Source organism: Corynebacterium pseudotuberculosis (assembly GCF_002155265.1).
GTDB lineage: Bacteria > Actinomycetota > Actinomycetes > Mycobacteriales > Mycobacteriaceae > Corynebacterium > Corynebacterium pseudotuberculosis.
In genome coordinates this window covers 1,367,474-1,391,687 of the sequence record NZ_CP021251.1, presented here as the reverse complement: position 1 = coordinate 1,391,687, position 24,214 = coordinate 1,367,474, and the positions used below count along the sequence as shown (strand labels likewise).

At 49.9% G+C, this 24,214-nt stretch carries 18 protein-coding genes and 1 pseudogene; 6 read left to right on the top strand and 13 right to left on the bottom strand.

The features are described from left to right. Nucleotides 1-193 precede the first annotated feature (193 nt). From smc to CpATCC19410_RS06475, 7 genes and pseudogenes are all read right to left on the bottom strand, one after another. Nucleotides 194-3,676: pseudogene (gene smc / locus CpATCC19410_RS06505) on the bottom strand (chromosome segregation protein SMC). A 62-nt stretch (nt 3,677-3,738) separates the two neighbouring features. Continuing rightward, complete coding sequence (locus CpATCC19410_RS06500) at nt 3,739-4,056, bottom strand: acylphosphatase (RefSeq protein ID WP_013242192.1); 318 nt, start codon at nt 4,054-4,056, stop codon at nt 3,739-3,741. Nucleotides 4,057-4,221: 165 nt separating this feature from the next. After that, nucleotides 4,222-5,688 carry an alanine/glycine:cation symporter family protein gene (locus CpATCC19410_RS06495; protein ID WP_013242193.1) on the bottom strand — a complete coding sequence of 489 codons (1,467 nt, stop codon included), beginning with the start codon at nt 5,686-5,688 and terminating at the stop codon, nt 4,222-4,224. A gap of 303 nt (nt 5,689-5,991) precedes the next feature. Next, the gene (gene mutM / locus CpATCC19410_RS06490; protein ID WP_013242194.1) at nt 5,992-6,849 is read right to left on the bottom strand and encodes a bifunctional DNA-formamidopyrimidine glycosylase/DNA-(apurinic or apyrimidinic site) lyase; all 858 of its coding nucleotides are present in this window, start codon (nt 6,847-6,849) and stop codon (nt 5,992-5,994) included. Between the two features lie 22 nt (nt 6,850-6,871). Further along, on the bottom strand, nt 6,872-7,621 hold the full coding sequence (gene rnc, locus CpATCC19410_RS06485; RefSeq protein WP_013242195.1) for a ribonuclease III: 750 nt from the start codon (nt 7,619-7,621) through the stop codon (nt 6,872-6,874). Then, nucleotides 7,618-8,148: a YceD family protein gene (locus tag CpATCC19410_RS06480; protein WP_014401255.1), complete on the bottom strand. Its 531-nt coding sequence runs from the start codon at nt 8,146-8,148 to the stop codon at nt 7,618-7,620. Before CpATCC19410_RS06480 ends, rnc begins: the two co-directional genes overlap by 4 nt. A 56-nt stretch (nt 8,149-8,204) precedes the next feature. Then, nucleotides 8,205-8,939, bottom strand: a complete 735-nt coding sequence (locus CpATCC19410_RS06475; protein ID WP_013242197.1) for a DivIVA domain-containing protein — start codon at nt 8,937-8,939, stop codon at nt 8,205-8,207. Between the two features lie 648 nt (nt 8,940-9,587). Here CpATCC19410_RS06475 and CpATCC19410_RS11035 point away from each other — a divergent pair. Further along, nucleotides 9,588-9,911 (top strand): dihydrofolate reductase family protein, encoded by a 324-nt coding sequence (locus tag CpATCC19410_RS11035; protein WP_013242198.1) that lies wholly within the window; start codon nt 9,588-9,590, stop codon nt 9,909-9,911. A 59-nt stretch (nt 9,912-9,970) separates the two neighbouring features. Here CpATCC19410_RS11035 and ald read toward each other — a convergent pair whose 3' ends face one another. Together ald and gdhA are read right to left on the bottom strand one after the other, a co-directional pair. Beyond that, nucleotides 9,971-11,080 carry an alanine dehydrogenase gene (ald, locus tag CpATCC19410_RS06465; protein ID WP_013242199.1) on the bottom strand — a complete coding sequence of 370 codons (1,110 nt, stop codon included), beginning with the start codon at nt 11,078-11,080 and terminating at the stop codon, nt 9,971-9,973. Nucleotides 11,081-11,301: 221 nt separating this feature from the next. After that, the gene (gene gdhA / locus CpATCC19410_RS06460; protein WP_013242200.1) at nt 11,302-12,648 is read right to left on the bottom strand and encodes an NADP-specific glutamate dehydrogenase; all 1,347 of its coding nucleotides are present in this window, start codon (nt 12,646-12,648) and stop codon (nt 11,302-11,304) included. A gap of 482 nt (nt 12,649-13,130) precedes the next feature. Here gdhA and CpATCC19410_RS06455 point away from each other — a divergent pair, with 482 nt between their 5' ends. Beyond that, nucleotides 13,131-14,321 (top strand): glycerate kinase, encoded by a 1,191-nt coding sequence (locus tag CpATCC19410_RS06455; protein WP_014401256.1) that lies wholly within the window; start codon nt 13,131-13,133, stop codon nt 14,319-14,321. Here CpATCC19410_RS06455 and CpATCC19410_RS06450 read toward each other — a convergent pair. Further along, complete coding sequence (locus CpATCC19410_RS06450) at nt 14,291-14,722, bottom strand: hypothetical protein (RefSeq protein WP_013242202.1); 432 nt, start codon at nt 14,720-14,722, stop codon at nt 14,291-14,293. The genes CpATCC19410_RS06455 and CpATCC19410_RS06450 overlap by 31 nt on opposite strands. Before the next feature lie 31 nt (nt 14,723-14,753). Between CpATCC19410_RS06450 and CpATCC19410_RS06445 the strand changes: the two genes are divergently transcribed. Continuing rightward, nucleotides 14,754-16,097: a DUF4921 family protein gene (locus CpATCC19410_RS06445; RefSeq protein ID WP_013242203.1), complete on the top strand. Its 1,344-nt coding sequence runs from the start codon at nt 14,754-14,756 to the stop codon at nt 16,095-16,097. 108 nt (nt 16,098-16,205) lie between these two features. After that, nucleotides 16,206-17,468, top strand: coding sequence for an amidohydrolase (locus CpATCC19410_RS06440; RefSeq protein WP_013242204.1), 1,263 nt, complete (start codon nt 16,206-16,208; stop codon nt 17,466-17,468). On the opposite strand, the gene CpATCC19410_RS11115 is transcribed toward CpATCC19410_RS06440, so the two are convergent. Beyond that, nucleotides 17,462-17,821, bottom strand: a complete 360-nt coding sequence (locus tag CpATCC19410_RS11115) for a DCC1-like thiol-disulfide oxidoreductase family protein (RefSeq protein WP_157262034.1) — start codon at nt 17,819-17,821, stop codon at nt 17,462-17,464. The genes CpATCC19410_RS06440 and CpATCC19410_RS11115 overlap by 7 nt on opposite strands. A 252-nt stretch (nt 17,822-18,073) precedes the next feature. On the opposite strand from CpATCC19410_RS11115, the gene CpATCC19410_RS06430 reads away from it, so the two are divergent. Then, nucleotides 18,074-20,482 carry a glycogen/starch/alpha-glucan phosphorylase gene (locus tag CpATCC19410_RS06430; RefSeq protein ID WP_014522432.1) on the top strand — a complete coding sequence of 803 codons (2,409 nt, stop codon included), beginning with the start codon at nt 18,074-18,076 and terminating at the stop codon, nt 20,480-20,482. A gap of 443 nt (nt 20,483-20,925) precedes the next feature. Then, on the top strand, nt 20,926-21,501 hold the full coding sequence (locus tag CpATCC19410_RS06425; protein ID WP_013242206.1) for a DM13 domain-containing protein: 576 nt from the start codon (nt 20,926-20,928) through the stop codon (nt 21,499-21,501). 64 nt (nt 21,502-21,565) lie between these two features. On the opposite strand, the gene pyk is transcribed toward CpATCC19410_RS06425, so the two are convergent. Both pyk and lgt read right to left on the bottom strand, forming a co-directional pair. Continuing rightward, entirely contained in the window at nt 21,566-22,984 is a 1,419-nt protein-coding gene (gene pyk / locus CpATCC19410_RS06420) for a pyruvate kinase (protein WP_013242207.1), read from the bottom strand. Between the two features lie 246 nt (nt 22,985-23,230). Then, entirely contained in the window at nt 23,231-24,082 is an 852-nt protein-coding gene (gene lgt, locus CpATCC19410_RS06415; RefSeq protein WP_013242208.1) for a prolipoprotein diacylglyceryl transferase, read from the bottom strand. Between the last annotated feature and the right edge of the window lie 132 nt (nt 24,083-24,214).

The following is a 24,214-nucleotide window of genomic DNA, read 5'->3' as shown; positions in this document are numbered from 1 at the left end:
TGTCCTCTTTCTTCAAGGTTTTAGATACAAATTAGATGCAAAGGATCGAGGATACCCTGCACAAAGGCTTAATGCCTAACCGTCACGGCACCCTGAATACTCACAAATTGCAGCACACTAATCCAAGGAGCGCTGTCAAGGAATACGCGCAGCCCACCTTAACTTTAGAGGGAGGTTTTCCCATGCTTTGTTTCTAAGACTCCCCTTGTACAACTGCTAGCGCATCTGGGCTCATACGCTGAGAAATCACACGCGTTATACCGTCGCCACGCATTGTCACGCCATAAAGCACGTTAGCTACGTCCATTGTTGGTTTCTGATGCGTAATAACGATGAGCTGAGAATCCTTCCGCAGCTCTTCGAACAGGGCGATCAAACGCCGAAGGTTAACGTCATCGAGTGCTGCTTCTACTTCATCCATCACATAAAACGGACTGGGTCGAGCACGGAAAATAGCAACCAACATTGCCAGCGCAGTCAGCGATTTCTCTCCACCAGAGAGCAGGGACAACCGTTTTACTTTCTTTCCCGGGGGACGAGCTTCCACTTCAATCCCCGTAGCCAGCATGTCCTCAGGCTCAGTCAAAATAAGACGTCCTTCCCCACCGGGGAACAAAGTTGTAAAAACCTTTGGAAACTCAGCTTCTACGTCACGCCATGCATCAGTAAAAAGCTGCAGTATTTTCGCATCTACGTCCTCGATCACACCCCCGAGGTCTTGCCTCGCCTATTCTACATCAGCAAGCTGGTTAGACAGAAAATCATACCGTTCTTCTAATGCCTTGAATTCCTCCAGGGCTAAAGGATTTACCTTGCCGAGTGCACTGAGGTCTTTTTCCGCCTGCTTCAAACGCGCACGTTCTGCATTCACATCAAAATCAGATTCCGGCGTGTAATCACGCAACAAATCTTTTATGGGAACACCAAGTTGCTCTACTAGTTTTTCTTGTGCTTCTTCTAAACGTACTTGTGACTGGCTTTGAGCAATTTCCGAGGCATGGGCAGTATCGCTAAGTCGGTTCAGCTGGTTTTGCAGAGCGTTAACCGTATCTTTTGCATTAGCGGACTGTGCTGCCAAACGCGTGCGTTCCGCAATAGCTAGGCTCTTTTCCGTAGCTGCCTTATCCAATGCTCTGGATACTCGCTGAGCAAGTGTATCCGCGCCCTCTGCAACAGTAGCTGCCAAACGCGACTTTTGTAGCCGAAGTTCCATGGCCTGTTCATGGCGGATTTTTGCTTGACGCTCGTAGGTAGCTTGTCGACGCAACCCCTCTCCTTTGCCCTGAGCGTTCTCCGCGCGTTCCTCGGCTACCCTAAGGTTCAGTCGTGCTTCCATCTCCATCGACTTGGTGTGCGCCAAAGCCGAAGCAGCTTGATCCCGCGCCACGCTGGAAGGTTCTTCTGGAACGTCATCGTCCGATGCTCTATCCAGCCGATCCTTTATCTCCTCCCATTCTTCCTGGAGCCGGTTCATTCGAGATTCGGCTTTTGTGCATTGCTCAGTAGCTTGCCGATGTTGCTGTTCAAGGACATCTTGCTGCTGTTGCAATCTGAAGCTATCCTTTTCAGCCTCAGAAATTCGATGTTGGTGATCCTTTAAAGCCGCCGTGGCGCGTGCAGCCGCAACGCGGGCTTCCGCAGCAGCATGTTGAGCGCCTTCCAAGGCACCAGATAGCTCTTCTAACTGGGCGCGGGCTACAGCAAGCTCAGATTCAGCAGCACTTATATGAGACGCGGCCTCCACTGAACTATAGCCACCAGAGCCTAACTCGGCCCAGCCTTGTCCCAGCATGGTGCCCTCAGACGTGACTACACGCAGCCGTGGGTCTTGGTCTATCAGCGTTTGTCCGGTTCCGATATTTGGCACCCACACCACGTCCGCAAGCACTCGTGTGATAGCACCGTGGATATCTCTGTCCATATCTATATGATCCAGTAACCATGACGCACCAGAAGGTAGATCGGCATCCATGCGCCAATCATCGGATCCTGCGCTAGTAACCACAATGGTTCGTGCAACTGAATTGGTGTCGATGTTATTCAGAACCTCTGTAGGAAAAGCTACTGCAGCTAACGCCTCAGTGAAACGTCCCAAAGCAGCAGAAACTGCCTTCTCTGCCCCCGGGTGTGGACGGATTTTCGACCCGATCGGAACACATTCATCTAGTCCAGCTAGCGCATTCTCCTTAGTCGGTACCTGCATGGTTGCTGTTAGCGTCTCAATACGCGATTCCAACCGAGAGACTAATTTATCTATAGAGCTACGTTGCACTCGGAGCTGTTCAAGCCGCTTTTCGGAAGTCTCAGACTCGGTAGTTGTCTGCCTGTATAGCTCGTTGAGCGGAGACATTTCTGCGTGTAATTGAGAGACTGACTCGTCTACAGTAGTTTTCTCGTTTACCAACTCACGTAAACGCCGAGAAGAATCCTGAGATGTTTCATTTAAGCGAGAGACTTCCGATTGTGCTAACTCAACTTGCTTTCGTTGGGATTCCTCCAAAGCAAGTAACCTGACTACTCCCTCGCGTTTATCAGCAATAGCTCGAACCTGTGCCAGGTGTTCTTGCTCTGCTGCAGAAGAGACCTCTTCAAGCTGCAGCACCTCTTCTAAAATAGCCTCTAACCGCTCCCTCGCTATCTCTGCGGACTCCGCCAGTTCTTGATATTCCCTGTCTGCCCGCTCAGCTTTGTTTTCTAACAAATCTGGGTCTGGGCCAGAATATGGAACTTCTTGTATAGAAGAAGCTCGGTCAGAAGCAATTCTTTGCGTCGCTGCTACTCGCTCCGCCAATGCAGAGAGCTCGAACCACAACTGCTGTGCGCTTTCTGCGTGCGGCGTTGCCTCCGCCAATAAATCATCTACCTCAGCTTGCTGCGCAATCGCTTCTTCAAGTTGCTCGGTGACTATCTCAACTTTTTCCAATAACACCCGGGCCTGGGATTCTGCAGAATTAAGTTCTTTTTGTAACTCCACTACGCGGTGTCCTGCAAGCCGTAACCTAGCGTCTCTTACATCTGCTTGAACAGTAGCGGCACGTTGAGCGGCTTCTGCTTGACGTGCCAACGGTTTAAGCTGCCGACGCAGCTCTGCCGTGAGGTCATTAAGACGATCTAGATTTGCTTGCATGCCAACGAGCTTGCGTTGCGCTTTTTCTTTTCGACGCCGATGTTTTAATACTCCTGCGGCCTCTTCTATGAAAGCCCGCCGATCCTCAGGACGTGATTCGAGTATTTGCGCAAGTCGTCCTTGCCCAACAATAACGTGCATTTCCCGGCCGATGCTGGAATCTGAGAGCAGCTCCTGAATATCCATGAGTCGAGCTCGGCTACCGTTAATCTCGTATTCACTGGCCCCGTCACGGAACATACGACGCGTAACAGAAACTTCACGATATTCAATAGGCAAAGCACCATCACTATTATCAATGGTGAGTGTGACTTCCGCTCGACCAAGTGGTTTGCGCTCCCCCGCCCCGGCAAAGATAACATCTTCCATCTTGCCACCACGCAGGTTCTTTGCACCTTGCTCCCCCATAACCCAAGCAAGGGCATCCACAACATTGGATTTTCCAGATCCGTTAGGACCTACCACTGCGCAAATTCCTGGCTCAAATTTTAGGGTCGTCGCAGAGGCGAAAGACTTAAATCCTCTAAGCGTGAGCGACTTCAAATACACCCAAGGCAGTCTAGCAAACCTTTGGGTAGAGGAATCGCGACAAGCCAGTACCTAATACTGTTTTAACGAGTAACAAAACCCCGCACAGCTTTGGCTTCAGACCAGCGTTCCACCACTGTAGATACTGTTCCAGGCCTACCTTCTATGTCAGGATGCTTAAGAGCACGCAGCAAGCTCTCGCATGCTTCAACGTCCCCTTCTGCAACAACGCATACCCGGCCGTCTACAAGATTAGTAGCCGAACCAGCTAGCCCTCGTTCCATTGCTTGAGTATATGTCCACCATCTAAATCCCACTCCTTGTACATGACCGTGGACCCAAGCCGTAAGACGAACCTGCTCAGGCTGTCTAGCGGCTTCCCTAGATTCACGATTTTCCATATCGACCTTTCATAGGTTTTCTCCACCACGCTCAAGATCCTTTATAAAGCGTGGCGACGCCTCTCTTCAACGTCATGCACACTTAAAACGACAAGAGCCCTGCTTCCTTGTTGTTTTCTTTGACAGGATCTACAAGGAGACAGGGCTTTTCTCTAGCCTTCCATATTACACTTCACGCACGACCTTATGATCGCGCCGGGTAACCGGGTCAGTACCATCCCAGCACTCTACATTTTTGAGTTCAGGGAGCATGTCACGATGGAAGACAGGATCGAAACCCTTTGCTTTTTGCTGGTTGTAATTTTTTAAGAGCTTCACGGCAACTCCACCCAGCGGAATAATGGCAATCAAGTTGATTACTACCATTGTCGCTGCAAATGTATCGCCCAAAGCCCAGACTAACGGCAGCGGACCGATGGCCCCACCAAAGACACACGCCATCACGATAATGCGGAAAGTAGTCATTACGGCTTTAGAGTCTGTGAAGTACTCAATGTTGGATTGAGCTAAGAAAGTGTTACCGATCACCGAGGAAAACGCCAGGAAGAACAAGATGACGGTGACAAAGTGAGTTCCCCATGCACCAACTTCACCGGAAAGAGCCGACTGCGTCAAAGTAGCCCCCTGAACATTATCGCCGAAAGTCGGGTTTCCCAACAGAATAATGAAGGCGGTAATCGAGCACACCAAGATTGTGTCAAAATACACGCCCAGAGTCTGCACCAAACCTTGTTTCACGGGATGAGAGACGTTGGCTGTTCCAGCGGCGTTCGGGGCAGAACCTTGGCCGGCCTCGTTAGAAAACAATCCCCGACGCATACCGTTCATAAACGCCGCTCCCACTGTTGCTCCTGCGATCTCTTTGAATCCCAAAGCATGCTCCAGAATGCTGGCGAACATTCCGGGAATTTTTTCTATATTGAGCAACAGAACAAGAACACCGATAGACAGATAAGCCAACGCCATAACAGGAACGATTATCTGGGTAAAGTTTGCGATTCTATGAACGCCACCAAAGATGATTACACCAGTCACAACCGCCAGGATCAGCCCAACGATGATTTTAAAAGTCATCGTCGACGAGTCAAAAGAAGCACCAGTTGCTTCGACAATAGAGTTTGCCTGGATCGAGTTATAGACAAAGCCATAAGTAATCGTGATGGCTATGCCAAAAATAACGGCTAACCATCGTGCGTTCATGCCTCGAGTCATGTAATAAGCCGGACCCCCACGATAGGTGCCATCCGCAGTTTTGGTTTTCCAAAGCTGCGCCAGGGTTGATTCCACAAAAGCGGTTGCGCCCCCCAAGAGTGCAATCATCCACATCCAAAAAACAGCACCAGGGCCGCCTAGGGTGATTGCTACAGCAACTCCAGCAACGTTGCCGGTCCCTACACGCGAAGCAGCAGAGATAGTGAAAGCCTTAAAAGCAGAAATACCTTGTTCATCTGTGCGGGACTCAGGTGTGCCTTGTTTCTCCGCAACTGCTCGGAACATATCTGGAATCATTCGAATTTGAACGACCAATGTACGAACAGCAAAGTAGATTCCTGCAGCGATGAGAAGGAACGGGATGATCTTCCAATAGTTGTCATTGATGACGTCAGTGACAAACGTCTGCACACTTTCCATGTGGCGAATCGTACCGGCAGTGACGTAATCTCACGTAATCCTGCCATGTGAGGCACAACATCATTAGCCCCTACCACATTTAAAAATTAATAATCAGGTAAGAGAAAGTCATTGCCCTATCCTTGAAAAAGTCATTTATTCCAGCCATAACAGAGATATTTCCACATTTAATAAGAATGGACTGAGACCTCTAGAATTCACTTTTTCACTATCAAATAAACTTCATATTTTCGGCTAACCAACCAAAAATATTTCTTTTCGGAGGATCGTTAGGCTTCGGTTCCCTGGCCCCCTATGAAGGTTCTATTGCAGCCGCTGGCATCGTGGACAAAAGTGACTTGAACGATTGGAAAACTTTTCCCGCACCAACGCTGTACCGCATCGCGTGCAAGGCATTCCTTCTTGGCCATAAGCCTGCAAAGAAACATCAAAATAGCCAGATTCGCCATTCACATTGACATACAGCGAATCAAAACTTGTTCCTCCTTGCAGCAGAGCATTATGCATCACTCTTTGTCCTTCGTTTAAGAGCGAGTGAATCGCACGTAATGAAAGCCTGTGCGCCTTCTGCCTAGGGTGTATTTGCGCAGACCACAGCATCTCATCTGCGTATATATTACCGATTCCCGCAACAATCTCTTGATTAAGAAGCAGTCTTTTAATCTCTAAATGTTTAGTTTTAATCAGTCGCGCTGTCGCCATAAGATCTTGCGCGGGTTCCAATAGATCGGCTGCTATGTGGGCCATTGGCTTAGGAACTAATCGATTATGGGAATAGACCAATTCGGCGATTCTCCAATAGCCAAACGTACGCTGATCCACAAACCATAATTCGCTCTGTTCGCTTCCAGAACTAAGAGAACAGCGAATCCGGGTATGAGGATGCAATGAGGCATCAGCTTGCTTAATAAGCATCTGCCCACTCATACCCAGATGCACCATAAGTGCACAAGAGTCATCCAAAACAAACCACAAAAACTTTCCGCGCCGATGCACCGAGGAAAGCACTCGTCCGCGTAGCCGCGCCTCAAGCTCCTGAGGGCCGCCTACTACATAGCGTGCAGCACGAGAATGTGAGACTGCCACAGAAGTTAACGCCCTCCCAACGGCATGGCGTTCAAGTCCCCGGCGAACAACCTCTACCTCTGGCAACTCAGGCACGATGCAATCCTTCTTTTAAGGATTAAGAAAACGTTGGGTTTTCTTGAAGGAAAGTAACTGCTTTATGCGCCGCTGCCTGTTCCGCAAGTTTTTTGTTGGGGCCTGTTCCTTCGCCCAAAACTGTAGTACCCACGGTAACTACCGCAGTAAAAATTTGACTGTGCTCTGGCCCTGTGGAAGAAGCCGTATATACCGGTATGGGAAGCTTACGCTCAGCAGCTCGCTCCTGAAGCGTAGTTTTCCAGTCTTGATGCATACCAACGGCACTAGCAGTGTCAATCTTCCGCTGGAAGAGCCGTAAAACTGTGTTTCGAGCGACCTCAAAGCCATGCGCCAAATAGATTGCCCCCAAGAGTGCCTCGGTGGTATCAGCAAGAATCGATTCCTTATCCCTGCCGTTAGTCATAAGCTCCCCTTTGCCCAGCAAAATGAAGCTACCCAACTTAATCTCACGAGCAATATCAGCTAGTCCATAACGGCTCACGATACTCGCGCGCATCTTGGAAATATCGCTTTCCGCCCGTGATGGATATTGCTCATACAACTTACTGGCAACGGATAAGCCCAAGACAGCATCGCCAAGGAATTCTAAACGCTCGTTATTAGGAAGACTGCCGTTTTCATTGGCAAAGGAACGGTGCGTCAACGCCAACATCAACAAATCCCTAGGAATATCAATGCCTAAAGAGTCAATCAAAGACGCATAATTAATACGGTCGAAAGCCTCCTGCAGAGCGTCAAATCCAGTTGCTCGTTGCTTTTTTCTGCTCACAGAAATTTCTCCAATCCAGCCCAGCGAGGATCAGTTCGATCCTGTTTTTCCCCCGATACTCCGTCAGGTGCAGGCACATCAGATTCAGAATCATCACAGCCCGATTCGCACACTGGATTAAACGGTAAGTTCATACCCGCCTCATCAATAACAATTTGGAGCAGGTCGATCGAGTCGCCAACAATCTTTGATACGTCGTCGTCTTCCTCGTTATCCTCCCCTTGGATGAAATCATCCGTAGCCGCAAAAACTTCTTTTACATGAAATTCTGCATCTGGGGTCAGCAGCTTCAAACAGCGTGCGCATTCACCCTCAAGTTCGGCCCGAATAGTAGCTTCTGCCATAACAGCATCCCCAAGAGGAATGAGAGTCGCATCAACCTGGACTGGTCCGCCTTCTGGAATCCCGATCATTGCGGGACCAATACGCACGGGGCTAGGCCCAGTCTGCGTAAAAGTTTCGGGCATAGCGGAGCCTCGCAACAACGAGGACACGTTAAAAATAAAAGGAGAAGAATCGTTCATCATCGTCCCTTAAGTGTACTCGCTAGTAGTGCCAGCGAGTACTTGCATCTTGAGAGGTTCTAGTTCTCGTATCCGCCACGCGTTGATTGCATGGAGGTTGCGCCGGCAGAGGCTCCTGCTCCCCTGCGCAAAGCCGCACGATCGCGTGAGATAGTACGCAGCGTTGCTGAGAGAGAATCTTCAAACTCAGACAATTTATTCTCTACAAATGCATCGCATTCCTGACGCAATCGGTTAGAGTCAGCGTGAGCTGCATCGACAACTCTGTGGGCTTCTTCGTTAGCTCGGCGCACCACTTCAGCCTCACTAACCAACCTATGTTGCTCTGCTAGCCCCTCATCCACGCTACGTTGATACTGTTCATTACCACTTGCAACAATCCGCTCGGCCTCATTTTGCGCCCGGTTGATGGTGTCATCTGCTTCTCTGCGTGCGCTGTTAACCATGTGCTCAGCATCATCCTGAGCTTTGGCAACTGTGGCGTGGGCACGGTTTTCTGCATCTGTAAGCATCGTCTCCGACTCCTGACGAGCACGCTCCATGATGCTTGTAGCCTCACGGTCTGCAGAAGAAACCGTTTCGTTCGCGCGCTCCTCCGCACCACGAATGATTTCATCACGCTGATCGAGGACGTCCTGAGCATCATCGACTTCTACTGGCAACGCATTGCGCAGGTCGTCGAGAAGCGCCAGCATCTCATTACGCGGAACCATGCAGTTAGACGTCATTGGAACGCCGTATGCCTGCTCTACAGTCTGGACAAGTTCATCAAGGCATTCGAATACGCGATACATACTTTAAGGGTACTTCCCAGCACACAGCCTTTCCATTTTTAACACGAAATTATTTTGTTTACTGTGCTAGGACTAGATCTTTACTAACGCTCATTTTTAAAAATGTTGTTTTGCACCACGGTAAAAGCAACTACCTATATAGCTATGTTTTAAAAACACTAGCAACGCCCGGTTGCCAAGATGCATCCTGTATTTATTGTGCAGATTTTGTATCTACCATGTATTTTTAGGGTTCTGCCGGTAACAATTTTCTGCGTGATTAGCCCTTTAGAAATAGTTTTCCGACCAACAGCATTAAACGCTCAATAGTAATAAGCCCCGACAACGGGTTGCGCGACCAACAAGACCGAAATAGAACGTCTCCCGCACCACCACGTACAAAGCTCTATATATCTTAAGGACCCCCATGAACCGTAAACTCGTAACAACACTTTTCTATTCTGTCGATGGGCGTGCTAACCGCCCTGACACATTTCAGTTTGATGCCTTCGACCAAGAACTAGCCCAACTTATGACTGAAAGCATCGGACGTATCGATGACGTTGTTCTTGGGCGCAACAGCTACAACGAATGGTCGTCCTATTGGCCTGCTGTTACTGAGGGCCCGATGCGGGATTCGCCGATTTTATTAATTCCACCCCAAAGCACGTGGCCAGCACGTCATTACAGCCTCAAGATATTACGTGGTCTAATACCAAACTTGTTCACGATGACCTCATAAGCTACATCCAAAACCTCAAAGAACAACCTGGCCGCGATATTGCGATCCAAGGCTCACTCTCTGTAGTCCGTCAATGTGTAGAAGCAGGCATTCTAGACGAGATCACGCTCATATTGCACCCGGTGATCGTGGGCGCCGGTTCAACGCTCTGCGAGGGAATTCCCCTTACGCGCCTGCAGCTCATCTCAGCTTCTACGACGTCAAAAGGAAACGTTATAATTACGTACGGCCCTCGTTCAGAACCAAAGTAGTAGTATCACGACTTCCCGTCAGGGGGCTCATACAAAGCTGTACGAGCGCGCTCCCGTTGTTAGGAGATAAAAGAGGCTGGGGTTACAGACTCCAGCCCTAGGGCTTCCCCTACCGCAGTGTTGGTCAGTTTCCCTTCCACGGTATTAAGGCCTGCCGCAAAGTGCGGATCATCGGCCATCGCCTTACGCCAACCTTTATCCGCAAGAGAGAGCAGGAAAGGCAGTGTAGCGTTGGTCAATGCAGCCGTAGAAGTCACAGGCACTGCACCAGGCATGTTGGTAACGCAATAGAAGACTTTTCCGTCAACCATAAACGTGGGCTCGTCGTGAGTCGTTGGACGAGAATCTGCAAAGCAGCCCCCTTGATCGATGGCTACATCAACAAGGACCGCTCCATCTCGCATAGACAGCACATGATCATGAGTAACTAGCTTTGGCGCGGCAGCACCAGGGATCAACACAGAACCGATTACCAAGTCAGCATCCGCGACCGCTTGTGCGATGTTATAAGAGTTACTCGCCATAGTGATAAGACGGGAGCCGTACTGTGCTGAGAGATCGCGCAGTCGATTCAGGTTGACGTCGAGAAGCGTCACCTGAGCACCTAGCCCTACAGCGATTCGGGCAGCAGATTCCCCTACAACTCCGCCACCGATGACCGCCACTTTGCCCGGCGCGGTCCCCGGAACGCCCGACAACAAAACACCCGCTCCGCCTTGCGGTCGCATAAGATGATATGCCCCTACTTGCGCTGCAAGACGTCCTGCTACCTCACTCATCGGTGCCAGTAGTGGTAGCCCCCGATTGCCGGTGACCGTCTCATAAGCAATGGAGGTAACCCCCGCCTCTAAAAGCGCAGTAGCGGCTTGGGGCACTGCAGCTAGATGCAGATAAGTAAACAGAATTTGTCCCCGCTTAAAATAGCCATATTCCTCAGCTAGCGGCTCCTTTACCTTAATTACGGTATCCGCAGACCATGCTTCTGCCGCATCATTTACAATCTGGGCTCCGGCTTCTATGTATACAGAGTCTTCAATGCCGGAAGCATTTCCTGCACCAGCCTGAACCAGCACATCATGCCCACGCTTTACGAGTTCAACCACGCCAGCGGGGGTCAAAGCAACACGAGATTCATTGTTTTTAATCTCTGTCGGGCAGCCGATAAGCATGATGCATTCCTTTCTCTGAGGTCATTGTGAGACCAATCGAAGGCCGCTGCGAGGGCCATGTACCCCCTAGTGTAGGTTCATTTGTGGTAGGCGTCACTACTTTTAAAGATATTGAATTGCAATAGTTTCTAACACCCGCATTAAAATCAGCTTTTTAGCAAAAGAAAAACGTGAAATCGCTGCATAAGCAACAATTTCACGTTAAATCCCGATAACGAGGCTTAGATCACGCCCTGAGCCAGCATTGCGTCGGCAACCTTTTTAAAGCCGGCGATGTTAGCGCCAATCACGTAGTCACCCTCGTGGCCATATTCGCGAGCAGTACGTTCACAATTCTGGAAAATTCCGCGCATGATCTCCCTCAAACGCTCATCCGTATACTCAAAGCTCCAAGAATCACGGGAAGCATTCTGTTGCATTTCTAGGGCCGACGTAGCCACACCGCCCGCATTAGCAGCCTTACCCGGGCCAAAGTGGATACCTTTTTCACGGTAAACTTCAATAGCCTCAGCGGTCGACGGCATGTTGGCGCCTTCTGCAACATATTTACAGCCGTTTTCTGCAAGCTTCTTAGCGTCGCGCCCATCGAGTTCATTTTGGGTTGCACAAGGCAAAGCCACATCACAGGTAAGGTCCCATATCGACCCGTCTTCGTGATAAATCGCCCCCTCTACTTCATCAACATACGCAGTGGCGCGCTCACGGCGGACTTCCTTAATCTCCTTTAGCTTTTTAACGTCCACACCATTAGGAGTCTCTACCCAGCCCGAAGAATCAGAGAAGGCAATAACAGTTCCGCCAAGCTCCTGAACCTTTTCAATGGCATAGATTGCTACGTTGCCAGATCCGGAAACGATGACTTTTTTGCCGACAAAGGAATCACCATGATGCGCCAGCATCTCGCTTGTAAAATAAACAAGCCCGTATCCTGTGGCCTCGGTACGCACCAATGAGCCACCCCAGGTAAGCCCCTTTCCGGTAAGAACACCTGACTCATGCTGATTAGCAAGGCGGCGGTACTGCCCAAAGAGGAAACCGATCTCGCGCCCGCCGACTCCAATGTCACCTGCAGGAACGTCACGATATTCTCCGATATGACGGTGCAGTTCAGTCATAAAAGACTGACAGAAACGCATGATTTCAGCATCAGACCTACCTTTAGGGTCAAAGTCCGAGCCGCCTTTGCCACCGCCGATGGGCAACCCGGTCAGAGAGTTTTTAAAAACCTGCTCAAAACCCAAGAACTTAATAATGCCCAGGTTGACTGACGGATGGAAACGCAGACCACCCTTATATGGGCCGATTGCAGAGTTGAACTGAACTCGGAAACCCCGATTCACCTGCACCACGCCCTGGTCATCTACCCATGGAACACGGAACATCAGCTGACGCTCCGGCTCGCATAGTCGTTGAATAAGGCCATAATCAGCGTAGTGAGGGTCCTTCTCCAGAACGGTTTTCAGGGAGTCAAGAACTTCTGCCACAGCCTGGTGAAACTCGGGCTCTGCAGGATTGCGCTTTAGTAGCGCGTCATAGTAACCCTGCACACGCTCATCAATCGTTGACATGTTTTCCTACCTCCTAGGAACTTACTTCTAAAAACCCCACACCACGCCTACACAAGCACGGAAGCAATCCGGCGCAGTTGAATGCGGGCCAACTCTCAAGCCGGCGATTGTGACTTTACACGGAATTCCATAAATTCACCTATCGAACTATCGAAAATGAAGAAATCACAGCAGATGGAAATGGCACAAAGAAATGAAATATACGCCCCCAACTGCAAGAACGTAAGACAAATTCCGTACAGAAAAATATCTATTGCAAAATAGAAAAACGCTTCCCCTCGCCTATTATTCATTAGAAATAGATAAGTTTTCGCGCTATATAACGTCGAAAAGCTCATAACATTTAGCGCTGATCTACCTCTTCCAGAGCCGCCCACCCTACGCCGCCCTGTAGGCTAAGGAAACGATCACTCGCACGCACCACGTGCGACCGAAACAGCGCAAACAAAGATGCACGCCCGCCGGAGAAAGGATGCGCGAACGTGACTGTGGAAGATGTGCCGCCATTGAACCTTGCGGATCTACAACAAGGTTCGCATCGCCCCCTCAATATTGTGATTGCCCCCGATTCTTTCAAAGGAACCGCAACCGCCGTAGAAGCAGCTCAATACATCAGCGACGGAATTAACCTAGAGCTCCAGCAGCTCAATGTCCCACCGGAATCAGTGACTATCACGCTTGCTCCCATGGCAGACGGCGGAGAAGGCACATCCTCTGTGTTCAGTGGTGAAGAGATCACGTTGCCCACCACTGACGCTATCGGCCGGCTCACCCAGGCAACGTACACATTCGATACCACAACAAATACTGCGTATATCGACGTTGCTGCAGCAAGCGGGCTTTCGGCGGTGACAGACCAACTCAACCCTACTTTTGCCGATACTTACGGAACAGGCGTGCTCATAGCCGACGCTCAAACACGCGGGGCAACACGCATCGTCCTAGGACTAGGAGGGACAGCAACCACTGACGGTGGCACCGGAATCCTAGTCGCCTTAGGGGCCACGCCCATGGATAAGAATGGTCTAGCACTCAAGCAGGGAGGCGCAGCCCTCATTGATCTGGATTTCTTAGACACAGCCCAACTCAATATCCCGGCCGCTGCGATGGATTGGGTGCTATTAAGCGACGTCACTGCACCTGCTATCGGACCTCAAGGCGCGGCTTCCCAATTCGGCCCTCAAAAAGGCGCTTCCGAGGAAGACATCGCACAACTTGATGCCGGGATCGCCCAGCTCTGCAAGGTCTCAGGTGTCGACCCCGATACCGTGAGCATGGGGGCCGCAGGTGCCTTGGCAGTGGGTATCACATGGCTATCAGGCATAGTTCACGGAAACACTGATCATGTACGCATCCTGCCAGGAGCACGCATTGTCGCGCAGTCACTAGGCCTTGATTCCCTAGCAGAGCACGCAGATATCCTTATCACCGGCGAGGGAGCTTTCGATGCCCAATCGACCAAAGGAAAAGTGGTAGGAGCGGTCCTAGACCTCAGCGGGAAAAATACTCTACCCGTCATCATCGCAGGTAAGTTCTCTGACGATGCACCTCAAGGAACGCTCCCTATCCAACTCGCTCCTATCAACGAGGTCGCTTCTACTCAGGATCAACTCACCCGCGCCGGTCGTTCCGTGGTCAGGTCCTACCTCAGGATTTCAAGCGACCACGGGTAAGGAGTGGTCTGTTCAAAAGCCTGTTCATCCTGCAGAGCAAGGACATCGCGAGGAAGATCCGCAAGCGGGGTAAAAACATGTGAATACGTCATCGCTAGCTCATTGAGCGAACCGCTTACTCCGCTTACGTCAATGGAGAATCGCTGAACGTTAACATCATCTTCCGATGTTTCTGTTGATTCTCCCTCACCCTGTTCCGATTCACAGTCTCTCTGCTCCCGCAATATTTGCCGTAGCTGATCTTCCAATAACGGATCAACATGGGGATGTGGATCGTGCGTAACATCCGCCGAAATAATCTTGCCATCGCGGATAAGAAGCTCGTTGAGCCTGCGCACCCGCTTGGTCATATACGCTGCATTTTCACTGTCTATCAGACAATCAAACTGAATCGTAGGCATATTGCAAGAGTAGCTAATATTCTAAAGAGCTATGAACGCGCAGATGTATTCACGGCCAACCCCGATCGTGACTATGGCAGACGGAACAATCAAACAGGTGAATCCCTTCTCCGGCACCCAAGTCTGGACGGTACCGGGGCGAGCCAACCGCCCCTTGACACATCTGCCAGCGGATATTCACAAACTTACTTATCAAGATCATGTTTCTACCTGTGCCTTTTGCTCAGATCGTCAAATAGAAACGCCTCCGGAAAAAGCACGAATGGTCCAAAGTTCTGTCAAGAAAAATTCTGACTGGGAAATCCTGCGGGGCGTGGGCGCTGAGGACCTATACGCCACAACGGCAGCATTTCGACGAGTGCCCAATTTATTTGAGATTGTCTCCTATGACTACTGGCACGATAACTACGACTATTCTTTAGACTCCGAAACCCAAGCCCGCATGGAACGCTACATAGCATCAGACTTGGGCAGGAAACATGTGCTAGAGATTATAAAAACCAAACGTAAAGCCGCCGGCAACGCCGTATCTACGGATTATCCCGAAAACGAACTCTTAAAAGACGCGTCCGCTTTCTTCGGCGGTGGACATGACGTGATCATAGCCCGGCGCCACTACACCGACGATGCTACGCACAGTGATCAGCCAGCATCTGCTGGCACTCTCACGTATGAGGAGCACGAGGCTTTTATACGTTTCACTATAGATTCGCTTCGCGACCTCTACTCTCGCAACCGATACGCACCCTACGTTGCAGTTTTCCAGAACTGGCTCAAGCCCGCCGGTGCTTCTTTTGACCACTTGCATAAGCAATTGGTCGCTGTCGACGAACGCGGCGTGCACTCTGAGATGGAAGTGCAGAAGTTACGCCAAAACCCAAATATGTACAACGAATGGGCTGTAGATTTCGCCGCCATGCACAATCTCGTGATTGCAGAAAATGACCACGCCATATGTTTTGCGGGATTTGGCCATCGCTTCCCAACCCTTGAGGTGTTCTCAAAATCGGCCGTCTCTGAACCATGGCTACAATCATCAGAAGAAATTCGAGACATGAGTGACCTCGTGCACGCGTGCCATGCCGGAGCAGGACCACAAGTCCCCTGCAATGAAGAATGGCACCATAAACCAGTTGACGTAGATATCCCCATGCCGTGGCGAATCATGATCAAGTGGCGGGTATCCACGCTCGCGGGTTTTGAGGGCGGGACAAAAATCTATCTTAATACGCTCTCTCCATGGGACGTGAGAGACAGAATTGTCCATGAGCTCTACAGTCTCCGCGATCAAGGTCGCATCTCCCCTAACATCCGAATTGCTACGGAATGTGCAGTTCAGCGTAATAGCTTGAAGTACAATGTCGCGCTGCATTAAATAGACTCTCAAGATCCCCCCTACCTCTCGGATAGATATCCAGCGTTTTTATCTCATCAATTTGCAAGAATCGGGGGGATATTTGCTATTGTCCGCACGGCTTTCTTTATGGTGGAAGACATGGATATCGCTGAATTTTTAGCTTCCTCTACAACCGACCTCAGCTGGCAAAAGGATTTTTACCAGTGGATGCATTCCCATCCCGAACTCTCTGGGTGGGAACGGGAGACCTCTGCAAAAATTCAAGAAAAACTTACTGAATTTGACTGCGACATTATCTCATCGATCGGTGGACACGGGGTTGTAGCGATCTTTAGTAACGGCGAAGGCCCGTGCGTTCTTGCTCGTGCCGACTTTGACGCGCTTCCGGTGGAAGAGACCACAGGCGTAAGCTTTGCTTCTCGTCGCATAGATACTTCCGGGGAATCACCGGTTCCGGTCATGCATGCCTGTGGGCATGACATGCATACCACCGCATTACTGGGGGCTTGTGCGCTTATCGACGCCCACCGCTCGCACTGGTCAGGCACGTTTATTGCCCTCTTTCAACCCTCCGAAGAAAATGGAGCTGGTGCTGAGGCGATGGTTGCAGACGGGCTAGTAACAAAAATCCCCCGTCCCGACGTGTGCTTTGCCCAGCATATCGTGCCAGGCCCTGCTGGAGTAGTTATGTCCAAACCAGGCGCAGTTCTCGCAGCATGCGATTCTATAGAAATACGGATAGAGGGAAAGAGCGCTCACGGGTCAATGCCCCATAACGCGATTGATCCCACATATATCGCAGCCATGATTGTTATTCGCCTTCAAGGCATCGTGGGCCGCGAGATCGCTCCCCAAGACTTTGCGATTGTCTCTGTAGGAACTTTGGAGTCAGGCCACTCTAACAATACGATCCCTAGGAATGCCCGGATTGTGTTGAATTGTCGCATGTATAGCAACGAGGTCCGACAAAAGCTTTATGCTGCTATCGAACGTGTAGTGCATGCGGAATGCGCGGCATCTGGAGGAACTGTCCCTCCTACTTTCCGCTATTTCGCTCATGGTCCGCTTACAGAAAACGATCCCCATGTATTCGCACGCGTACGAGCTAATTTTGATCAAGTATTTGGAACAGACTCTCGCACCGCAAGCCAGTGGACGGCATCGGAAGATTTTTCCAACATTCCGATGGCATTTAACTCCCCATATCTCTTCTGGACAGTAGGCGCCACACCTCGCAAGCAATGGGAAGAAGCAGAGAAGCTAGGAACCATCGAATCGGATATCCCGGTCAATCACATGGGTTCTTTCCTCCCCGATTATGTTCCCACTGTTACCTCCGCGACTAATGCCACAGTCACGGCTGTCCTTACGTATCTAGGACGTCAGTGATCCAACCGACAGGACTTGGCCCCAACAAGCGGGCCAAGTCTGTGTCTGTTTAGTGCTATTACCCTATAAATGATTCCAGCAAAGGGGGCTAGCACGGGGTTTTTCAATGCTCTTCCCAAAAATCTCAACCCACTATTGCGCCCACCGCTTTCCAGAATGCTCGCTATAGCGTTTGCCCCCTGATACCAAGAATTGTTAATCCGAGCCACTGCTGAATGGCTAATGTTTTTCCCAACATAAGAGGCACCAGGCGTAGCCGGAACTATATGCGTGCCTGGACAGAGTCGGCTCAAAACACCTGCGCTTACCTGACAAAATCCACAGTCGCGATCAAAATAAAATTCCAGCTTCACTGCTTCATACCTCTTAATTCTTCTTGTCTGGTGTAAGGCGTTGAGTCCTACCTGCTAATAAAACCTCATTGGCGTAGTGCTCATCCATCCCCATCGTGTATCCGGGCGATCTAAGAAACAGCTCTCTAGAACCGTCTGTCTATTCAGGGCGTCGTATAGCTACGTCTTCTGTTATCCACATATAGGATATGGAGGGTGAATCGCGCAAAGAAAATGTGCAGCAATCTTTTTTAAAAGGTCAGGAGTTCTTTAATGAACAAACACCACCCACTCGAGCAGACTGAAAATATTTCAGCTTTTGCTGACAACATCGGTGGACACGTCCGTAGTGCTTCCGGCTCTTCTCCTCAGGCAGCAACCGATAGGAAGTTCTGGTTCGGACTGTCTAACTCCGTTATGGAGCAGCTTGCCGATAACTGGGCAAAAACCGTAGAAACATATTCTGCTACACGTCAACAGCATTATTTTTCTGCAGAGTTCCTCATGGGACGAGCCTTGCTCAACAACCTCACTAACCTGGGTCTTGAAGAAGACACAAAGGAAGCTGTACGGCTACAGGGACACGAGCTATCTGATGTGCTGGAAGCCGAAAACGATGCGGCTCTGGGCAACGGTGGGCTAGGCCGCCTCGCTGCTTGTTTCCTTGATTCCTGCGCCACACAGAATCTTCCGGTTACCGGTTACGGATTGCTCTACCGTTATGGTCTTTTCCGTCAGACCTTTGACAATGGGTTCCAGACTGAACACCCTGATGCGTGGCGAGAAGACGGATATCCTTTTACAATTCGCCGTGATGACCAACAACGCATCGTCACTTTCGACGACATGGTTGTGCGGGCCACTCCTTATGACATGCCTATCACGGGCTATGGAACAGACAATGTGGGAACTCTACGGCTGTGGAAATCTGAGCCTCTCGAAGAGTTCGACTATGACGCTTTCAATTCCCAGCACTTCACTGATGCCATCGTCGAGCGCGAGCGCGTCATGGATATCTGCCGCGTTCTTTACCCCAATGACACAACATACGCCGGAAAAGTTCTGCGCGTGCGTCAGCAGTATTTCTTTGTGTCTGCGTCCTTACAGCAAATGCTTGATAACTATATCCAGCATCATGGTGATGACGTCCGCGAGTTCCATAAGTACAACAGTATCCAGCTCAACGATACCCACCCCGTGTTGGCCATTCCTGAGCTGATGCGTTTGCTTCTCGACGAACACGGCCTCTCGTGGGACGATGCATGGAAGGTAGTCCAAGGCACTTTTGCTTACACTAACCATACGGTTCTCGCAGAGGCTCTCGAGCAGTGGAATGTTTCCATCTTCCAGCAGCTGTTCTACCGCGTCTGGGAAATCACTGCGGAGATCGACCGTCGATTCCGCGAGGATATGCAGCAGCGTGGGCTTGATCAAGCCCAAATCAACTACCTTTCCCCTGTGCATGACGGCAATGTCCACATGGCATGGATCGCCTGCTACGCAGCGTTTTCTATCAATGGCGTGGCTGCGCTGCACACCGAGATAATCAAGGCAGACACTCTCAAAGAATGGCATGATCTTTGGCCAGAAAAATTCAATAATAAAACCAATGGCGTTACTCCCCGCCGCTGGCTAAAGATGTGTAATCCACGCCTTTCCGAGCTTCTTACACGTCTATCTGGTTCAGACGCATGGGTCACCGACCTTTCCGAGCTGAAAAAACTCCGGGCTCATATCGATGATGAAGAAATTATGAAGGAGCTCTTGGAAATCAAGGCCGAGAACAAAAAAGATTTCGCCGCATGGGTCAAAGATCGCGAAGGCATCGAGATCGACCCAGAATCCATCTTTGACACCCAAATCAAGCGACTCCATGAGTACAAGCGTCAGCTCCTCAATGCTCTTTACATCATCGACCTTTACTTCCGTATTAAAGAAGACGGCGAGGTCAATGTTCCTCCGCGCACCTTCATCTTTGGCGCAAAAGCCGCACCAGGGTACATCCGGGCTAAAGCCATCATCAAGCTCATTAATACCATTGCGGACCTAGTAAACAACGACCCCGAAGTCTCCAAAATCATCAAGGTCGTTTTTGTGGAAAATTACAACGTTTCCCCCGCCGAGCACATCATCCCCGCTTCTGACATATCGGAACAAATCTCCATGGCAGGTAAAGAGGCTTCGGGCACATCAAACATGAAATTCATGATGAATGGTGCGCTTACCCTCGGTACCCTTGACGGCGCCAATGTTGAAATCCTTGACTCTGTTGGTGCGGAAAACGCCTACATCTTTGGCGCTAAGAACGAGGAACTCCCCGAGCTTAAAACTCGCTATAACCCTATGGGAACCTATGAAATGGTCCCGGGACTAAAACGCGCCCTGGATGCGCTTATCGACGGCACTCTCAACGACGATAATTCCGGTTGGTTCCACGATCTCAGGGGATCGCTTCTCGACGGCAACGGCTGGGAAACCCCCGACATCTACTACGTCCTAGGCGATTTCTCTGCGTATCGCGAGACTCGTGACGCCATGGCAGCGGATTATGTCATTGATCAGTTAGCCTGGGCGCGCAAATGCTGGATAAATATCTGCGAATCAGGGCGTTTCTCCTCTGACCGAACCATTTCTGATTACGCAAAAGAAGTGTGGACCATCGAGCCAACCGCTATCGCATAGCCATTATTTGTTTTTCTAAACAGCCACGATCCCCAGCTCTTACATGCTGGGGTTTTGTGTTTTTGCAGGTCAAAAGGTTCTATCTTTTAGGGTTGGTCTAAATTTTTAGTTTCTCTAGCATCTCTTAGAATTCTTGCGGACGAATGAGGAATGTGAGTGAGAATTGACGGCGTTCCATGGTCAGCTCCTGGCATTTTACGTGGATTTATAGGTTGATTTGATTTTCTGCATGAGTCACGATAGTTTTTAAATCTCGTGAGCCATTCAGTTTCTTATCAGAAAAGCGCACCATCTTTCTCAGGAACTGACATTCACGAACGGAAATTTTATGTTTTGCATCACACTCCAATCCGTGGAGGCTTAACATTCCGTAATACCGAATAAAGACCCGCTGTCAACCACTTCAGAGCGACAGCCACGACCTCGCAGAGAAAGATTGATTCATGACCGCAAAACGATTCCAGATGAGCCGGAAAAAGATTTCTATCATCGCCGCAGTGCTCGTTGTGATCATCGCTGTAGCACTTTTTGTTTTCAAACCGTGGTTGCTCTTCATTGACAAGAAGGTCGAAGACCAGCTTCCTACTGCGATCTCTTCCCAGAGCTCTACCCAGACCACTCCATCTTCTGGTGATGCCATGGAGCGTACGGATAAGATGATGGCAGAAAACGCCGCGCAGCACCGCCAGGGTACTTTCATCTCCCACGAGCACAAGACAAGCGGCAAGGTTGATCTGATCGTAGACTCCGATGGTAAAAAGAAGCTCGTACTTAGCAACCTCTCCACCTCCAACGGTCCAGATGTTCACGTATGGCTGAGCAAGGGCCCTGTTATTGAGGGCCAGGACGGCTGGTTTGTAGCCAAGGACCACGAGCACTTTGACGTTGCTCCTATCAAGGGTAACCAGGGTAACCAGGTATACAACCTCCCGGACAACATCAACTTCTCTGATTGGAAGTCCGTAACCCTATGGTGCGAAGCTTTCAATGTTTCCTTCGGCGCTGCTGAGCTCTCCTAGGTAACCATTTAAAAAAGGGAAGGGATCTTTTACGGATCCCTTCCCTTTTTGCACGCGTTAATGCTTATACATGCGTTTTCTCGCCCAACAAGTGCACATGAATCATGTTGGTATTACCGGAAATTCCCGGAGGGGTACCGGCGACAAGCACAATCATGTCATCACGATGATAAGCCTCCATACCCAAGAGCTGGTCATCAATCTGCTTCATCATGTCATCAGTATCTTTAACCTCGGGGGTCAAAAATGTCTCTACTCCCCAGGTCAAAGCCAACTGCGAACGAACTGCCTGGTTTGGTGTAAAGACCAGTAACGGAAGCCGCGAGTGCAAACGAGCAACACGCTTAGCGGTGTCTCCCGAGGAGGTGAAAGCAACCAGAGCCTTAGCATTAAGACGCTCAGCAATGTCTCGTGCGGAATAAGACATCACTCCACGCTTAGTACGAGGGATATGCGCTAAATCAGGCACTTTTCCATCAGTTTCAGCATAAGAAACGATACGAGACATCGTACGAACAACATTATGAGGATCGATTCCCACAGAGGTTTCACCGGAGAGCATCACGGCATCGGCTCCGTCAAGGACGGCATTAGCCACGTCTGAAGCCTCGGCGCGAGTCGGACGCATATTTTCGATCATGGAATCAAGCATCTGCGTAGCCACGATGACTGGCTTTGCATTCTCGCGAGCAATCTGAATTGCACGCTTTTGGAAGAGCGGTACCTGCTCAAGCGGACACTCCACACCAAGATCGCCACGCGCAATCATAATGCCGTCAAATGCCAAGACGATCGATTCCAGGGCATCCATCGCCTCAGGCTTTTCCAACTTGGCGATAACGGGGCATCGACGTCCCTCTTCATCCATAATCGCATGGACGAGCTCAACATCCGCTGGCGAGCGAACAAAAGACAAAGCGATGATGTCAACGCCAAGGTTGATGGCAAAGCGCAGATCATCAATATCTTTCTCCGATAGCGCCGGAACCGAAATATCCATTCCGGGAAGAGAAACTCCCTTGTTATTGGAGACAGGGCCGCCTTCAATAACTTCGCAAACAACATCGTTGCCTTCAACGCCTACGCAGCGCAGTGCTACCTTGCCATCGTCGACAAGCAAACGATCGCCGGGCTTAGCGTCTTTGGCTAGATTCTTATACGTCGTAGAAACACGATCATGGGTTCCTTCAACGTCTTCAACCGTAATGCGAACAATCTCTCCATTTGCCCACACAGTTGCACCCTCGACAAACCGCCCGAGGCGAATCTTCGGCCCCTGAAGGTCAGCGAGAATACCGACTGCTTTACCTGTTTTATCGGTTGCTTCCCGTACCCACTTATAGTTTTTCTCGTGGTCCGAATGATCACCATGTGACATGTTCATTCGGGCGACGTTCATGCCATCCTGAACTAAGCGCAGGATTCCATCTTCACTGGCCACTGCTGGGCCAAGAGTACAAACAATTTTTGTGCGACGTTCCATAACTTAAACCCTAATCCCGAATAGTGCATCCTGCTAGCGGCTTCTGTCTCCGTACCCCACAATTTTTTCATCGCACCTGGTCTCTTCTCCACTAAAAACATAGAAAACAGACATTATCGGGCTTATTCGGGCAGTTTAGGTCAAGCTGAAAATTTTTCGCGATTTCCATCACAAAGAGAACTAACAAGCAGCAAACATAAAAAGAGCAGCCGGATACGTCGGCTGCTCCTCGAAAAAACTACTCGGTTAGGAACTTTGTAATTTACTAGAATCCTGCGATTCAACAGCTACTTTGGCGTTTTCTTCCCCTGTGCTTCGTTCTTTCCGCGACAACACAATAAAAACGATAACTGAGAGAGCAAAGACCACAGCAGAAACAATGATATTGATGCGTAGGCCGAAAAGATGCGTTGCTTCATCCACACGCATGGTTTCAATGAAGAATCGGCCTAAGGTATAGCCTGCAACATACAAGGCAAATATCCGACCACGGTTGAGGGAGAACTTCTTATCTGCCCATAGCAAGAACAAGAAGACCAGAACATTCCATATCAATTCATAAAGAAATGTCGGATGAACAGTTGCGATAACTTCGCCGTTCGAGTGTCCGGTAAGAGGAGCAAATTTTCCGTCGGCGTCCACTCGATAATAAATTTCTAGTGCCCATGGCACAGATGTTTCCGCCCCATACAGCTCTTGATTAAACCAGTTGCCCAGTCTGCCGATCCCCTGTGCTAAAACAATGCCGGGAGCCATCGCGTCAGCAAAAGGCGCAAAAGAAACATGCTTTGCTCTTAGATAAAAATAGACACAGACTGTCCCTAGGAAGACCGCGCCCCAAATACCGAGACCACCGTTAGTAATCTTGAATACATCAATCGGATTGCAATCATCACAAAAATACTTCTGGTGATCCGTTATCACATGGTAGAGGCGTCCACCGATCACACCAGAGATCATCGCTACGATCGCGGCATCAACCACCACGTCTGAGTTGCCCCCGCGTTTAACGTATCTCTTGGAGCCTATCCACACAGCAATAATGAACCCAGTAATGATGCACAGTGCATACGCACGAATAGGTATCCCGGCTAGCATCCATACGCCCTGAGGCGGGGATGGCAGGTACGCCAAATTACTCACTGTCACCTTGAATAAACTCCAGTCGTCATTATTAACGGAACTTCCTTAGTCTGCCGTATTCCGCTCTATAACCCAACTATGTAAGGC

What these genes read in the sequence shown, in the direction of transcription:
- CpATCC19410_RS06475 (WP_013242197.1), bottom strand. Translation starts at nt 8,939, where the DNA reads ATGTATCGCGTATTCGAATGCCTTGATGAACTTGTCCAGACTGTAGAG.
- gdhA (WP_013242200.1), bottom strand. Translation starts at nt 12,648, where the DNA reads ATGTCAACGATTGATGAGCGTGTGCAGGGTTACTATGACGCGCTACTA.
- CpATCC19410_RS06480 (WP_014401255.1), bottom strand. Translation starts at nt 8,148, where the DNA reads ATGATGAACGATTCTTCTCCTTTTATTTTTAACGTGTCCTCGTTGTTG.
- CpATCC19410_RS06500 (WP_013242192.1), bottom strand. Translation starts at nt 4,056, where the DNA reads ATGGAAAATCGTGAATCTAGGGAAGCCGCTAGACAGCCTGAGCAGGTT.
- CpATCC19410_RS06425 (WP_013242206.1), top strand. Translation starts at nt 20,926, where the DNA reads ATGACCGCAAAACGATTCCAGATGAGCCGGAAAAAGATTTCTATCATC.
- pyk (WP_013242207.1), bottom strand. Translation starts at nt 22,984, where the DNA reads ATGGAACGTCGCACAAAAATTGTTTGTACTCTTGGCCCAGCAGTGGCC.
- CpATCC19410_RS06430 (WP_014522432.1), top strand. Translation starts at nt 18,074, where the DNA reads ATGAACAAACACCACCCACTCGAGCAGACTGAAAATATTTCAGCTTTT.
- lgt (WP_013242208.1), bottom strand. Translation starts at nt 24,082, where the DNA reads ATGCTAGCCGGGATACCTATTCGTGCGTATGCACTGTGCATCATTACT.
- CpATCC19410_RS06440 (WP_013242204.1), top strand. Translation starts at nt 16,206, where the DNA reads ATGGTGGAAGACATGGATATCGCTGAATTTTTAGCTTCCTCTACAACC.
- ald (WP_013242199.1), bottom strand. Translation starts at nt 11,080, where the DNA reads ATGCTTATCGGCTGCCCGACAGAGATTAAAAACAATGAATCTCGTGTT.
- CpATCC19410_RS06495 (WP_013242193.1), bottom strand. Translation starts at nt 5,688, where the DNA reads ATGGAAAGTGTGCAGACGTTTGTCACTGACGTCATCAATGACAACTAT.
- CpATCC19410_RS06445 (WP_013242203.1), top strand. Translation starts at nt 14,754, where the DNA reads ATGAACGCGCAGATGTATTCACGGCCAACCCCGATCGTGACTATGGCA.
- CpATCC19410_RS06450 (WP_013242202.1), bottom strand. Translation starts at nt 14,722, where the DNA reads ATGCCTACGATTCAGTTTGATTGTCTGATAGACAGTGAAAATGCAGCG.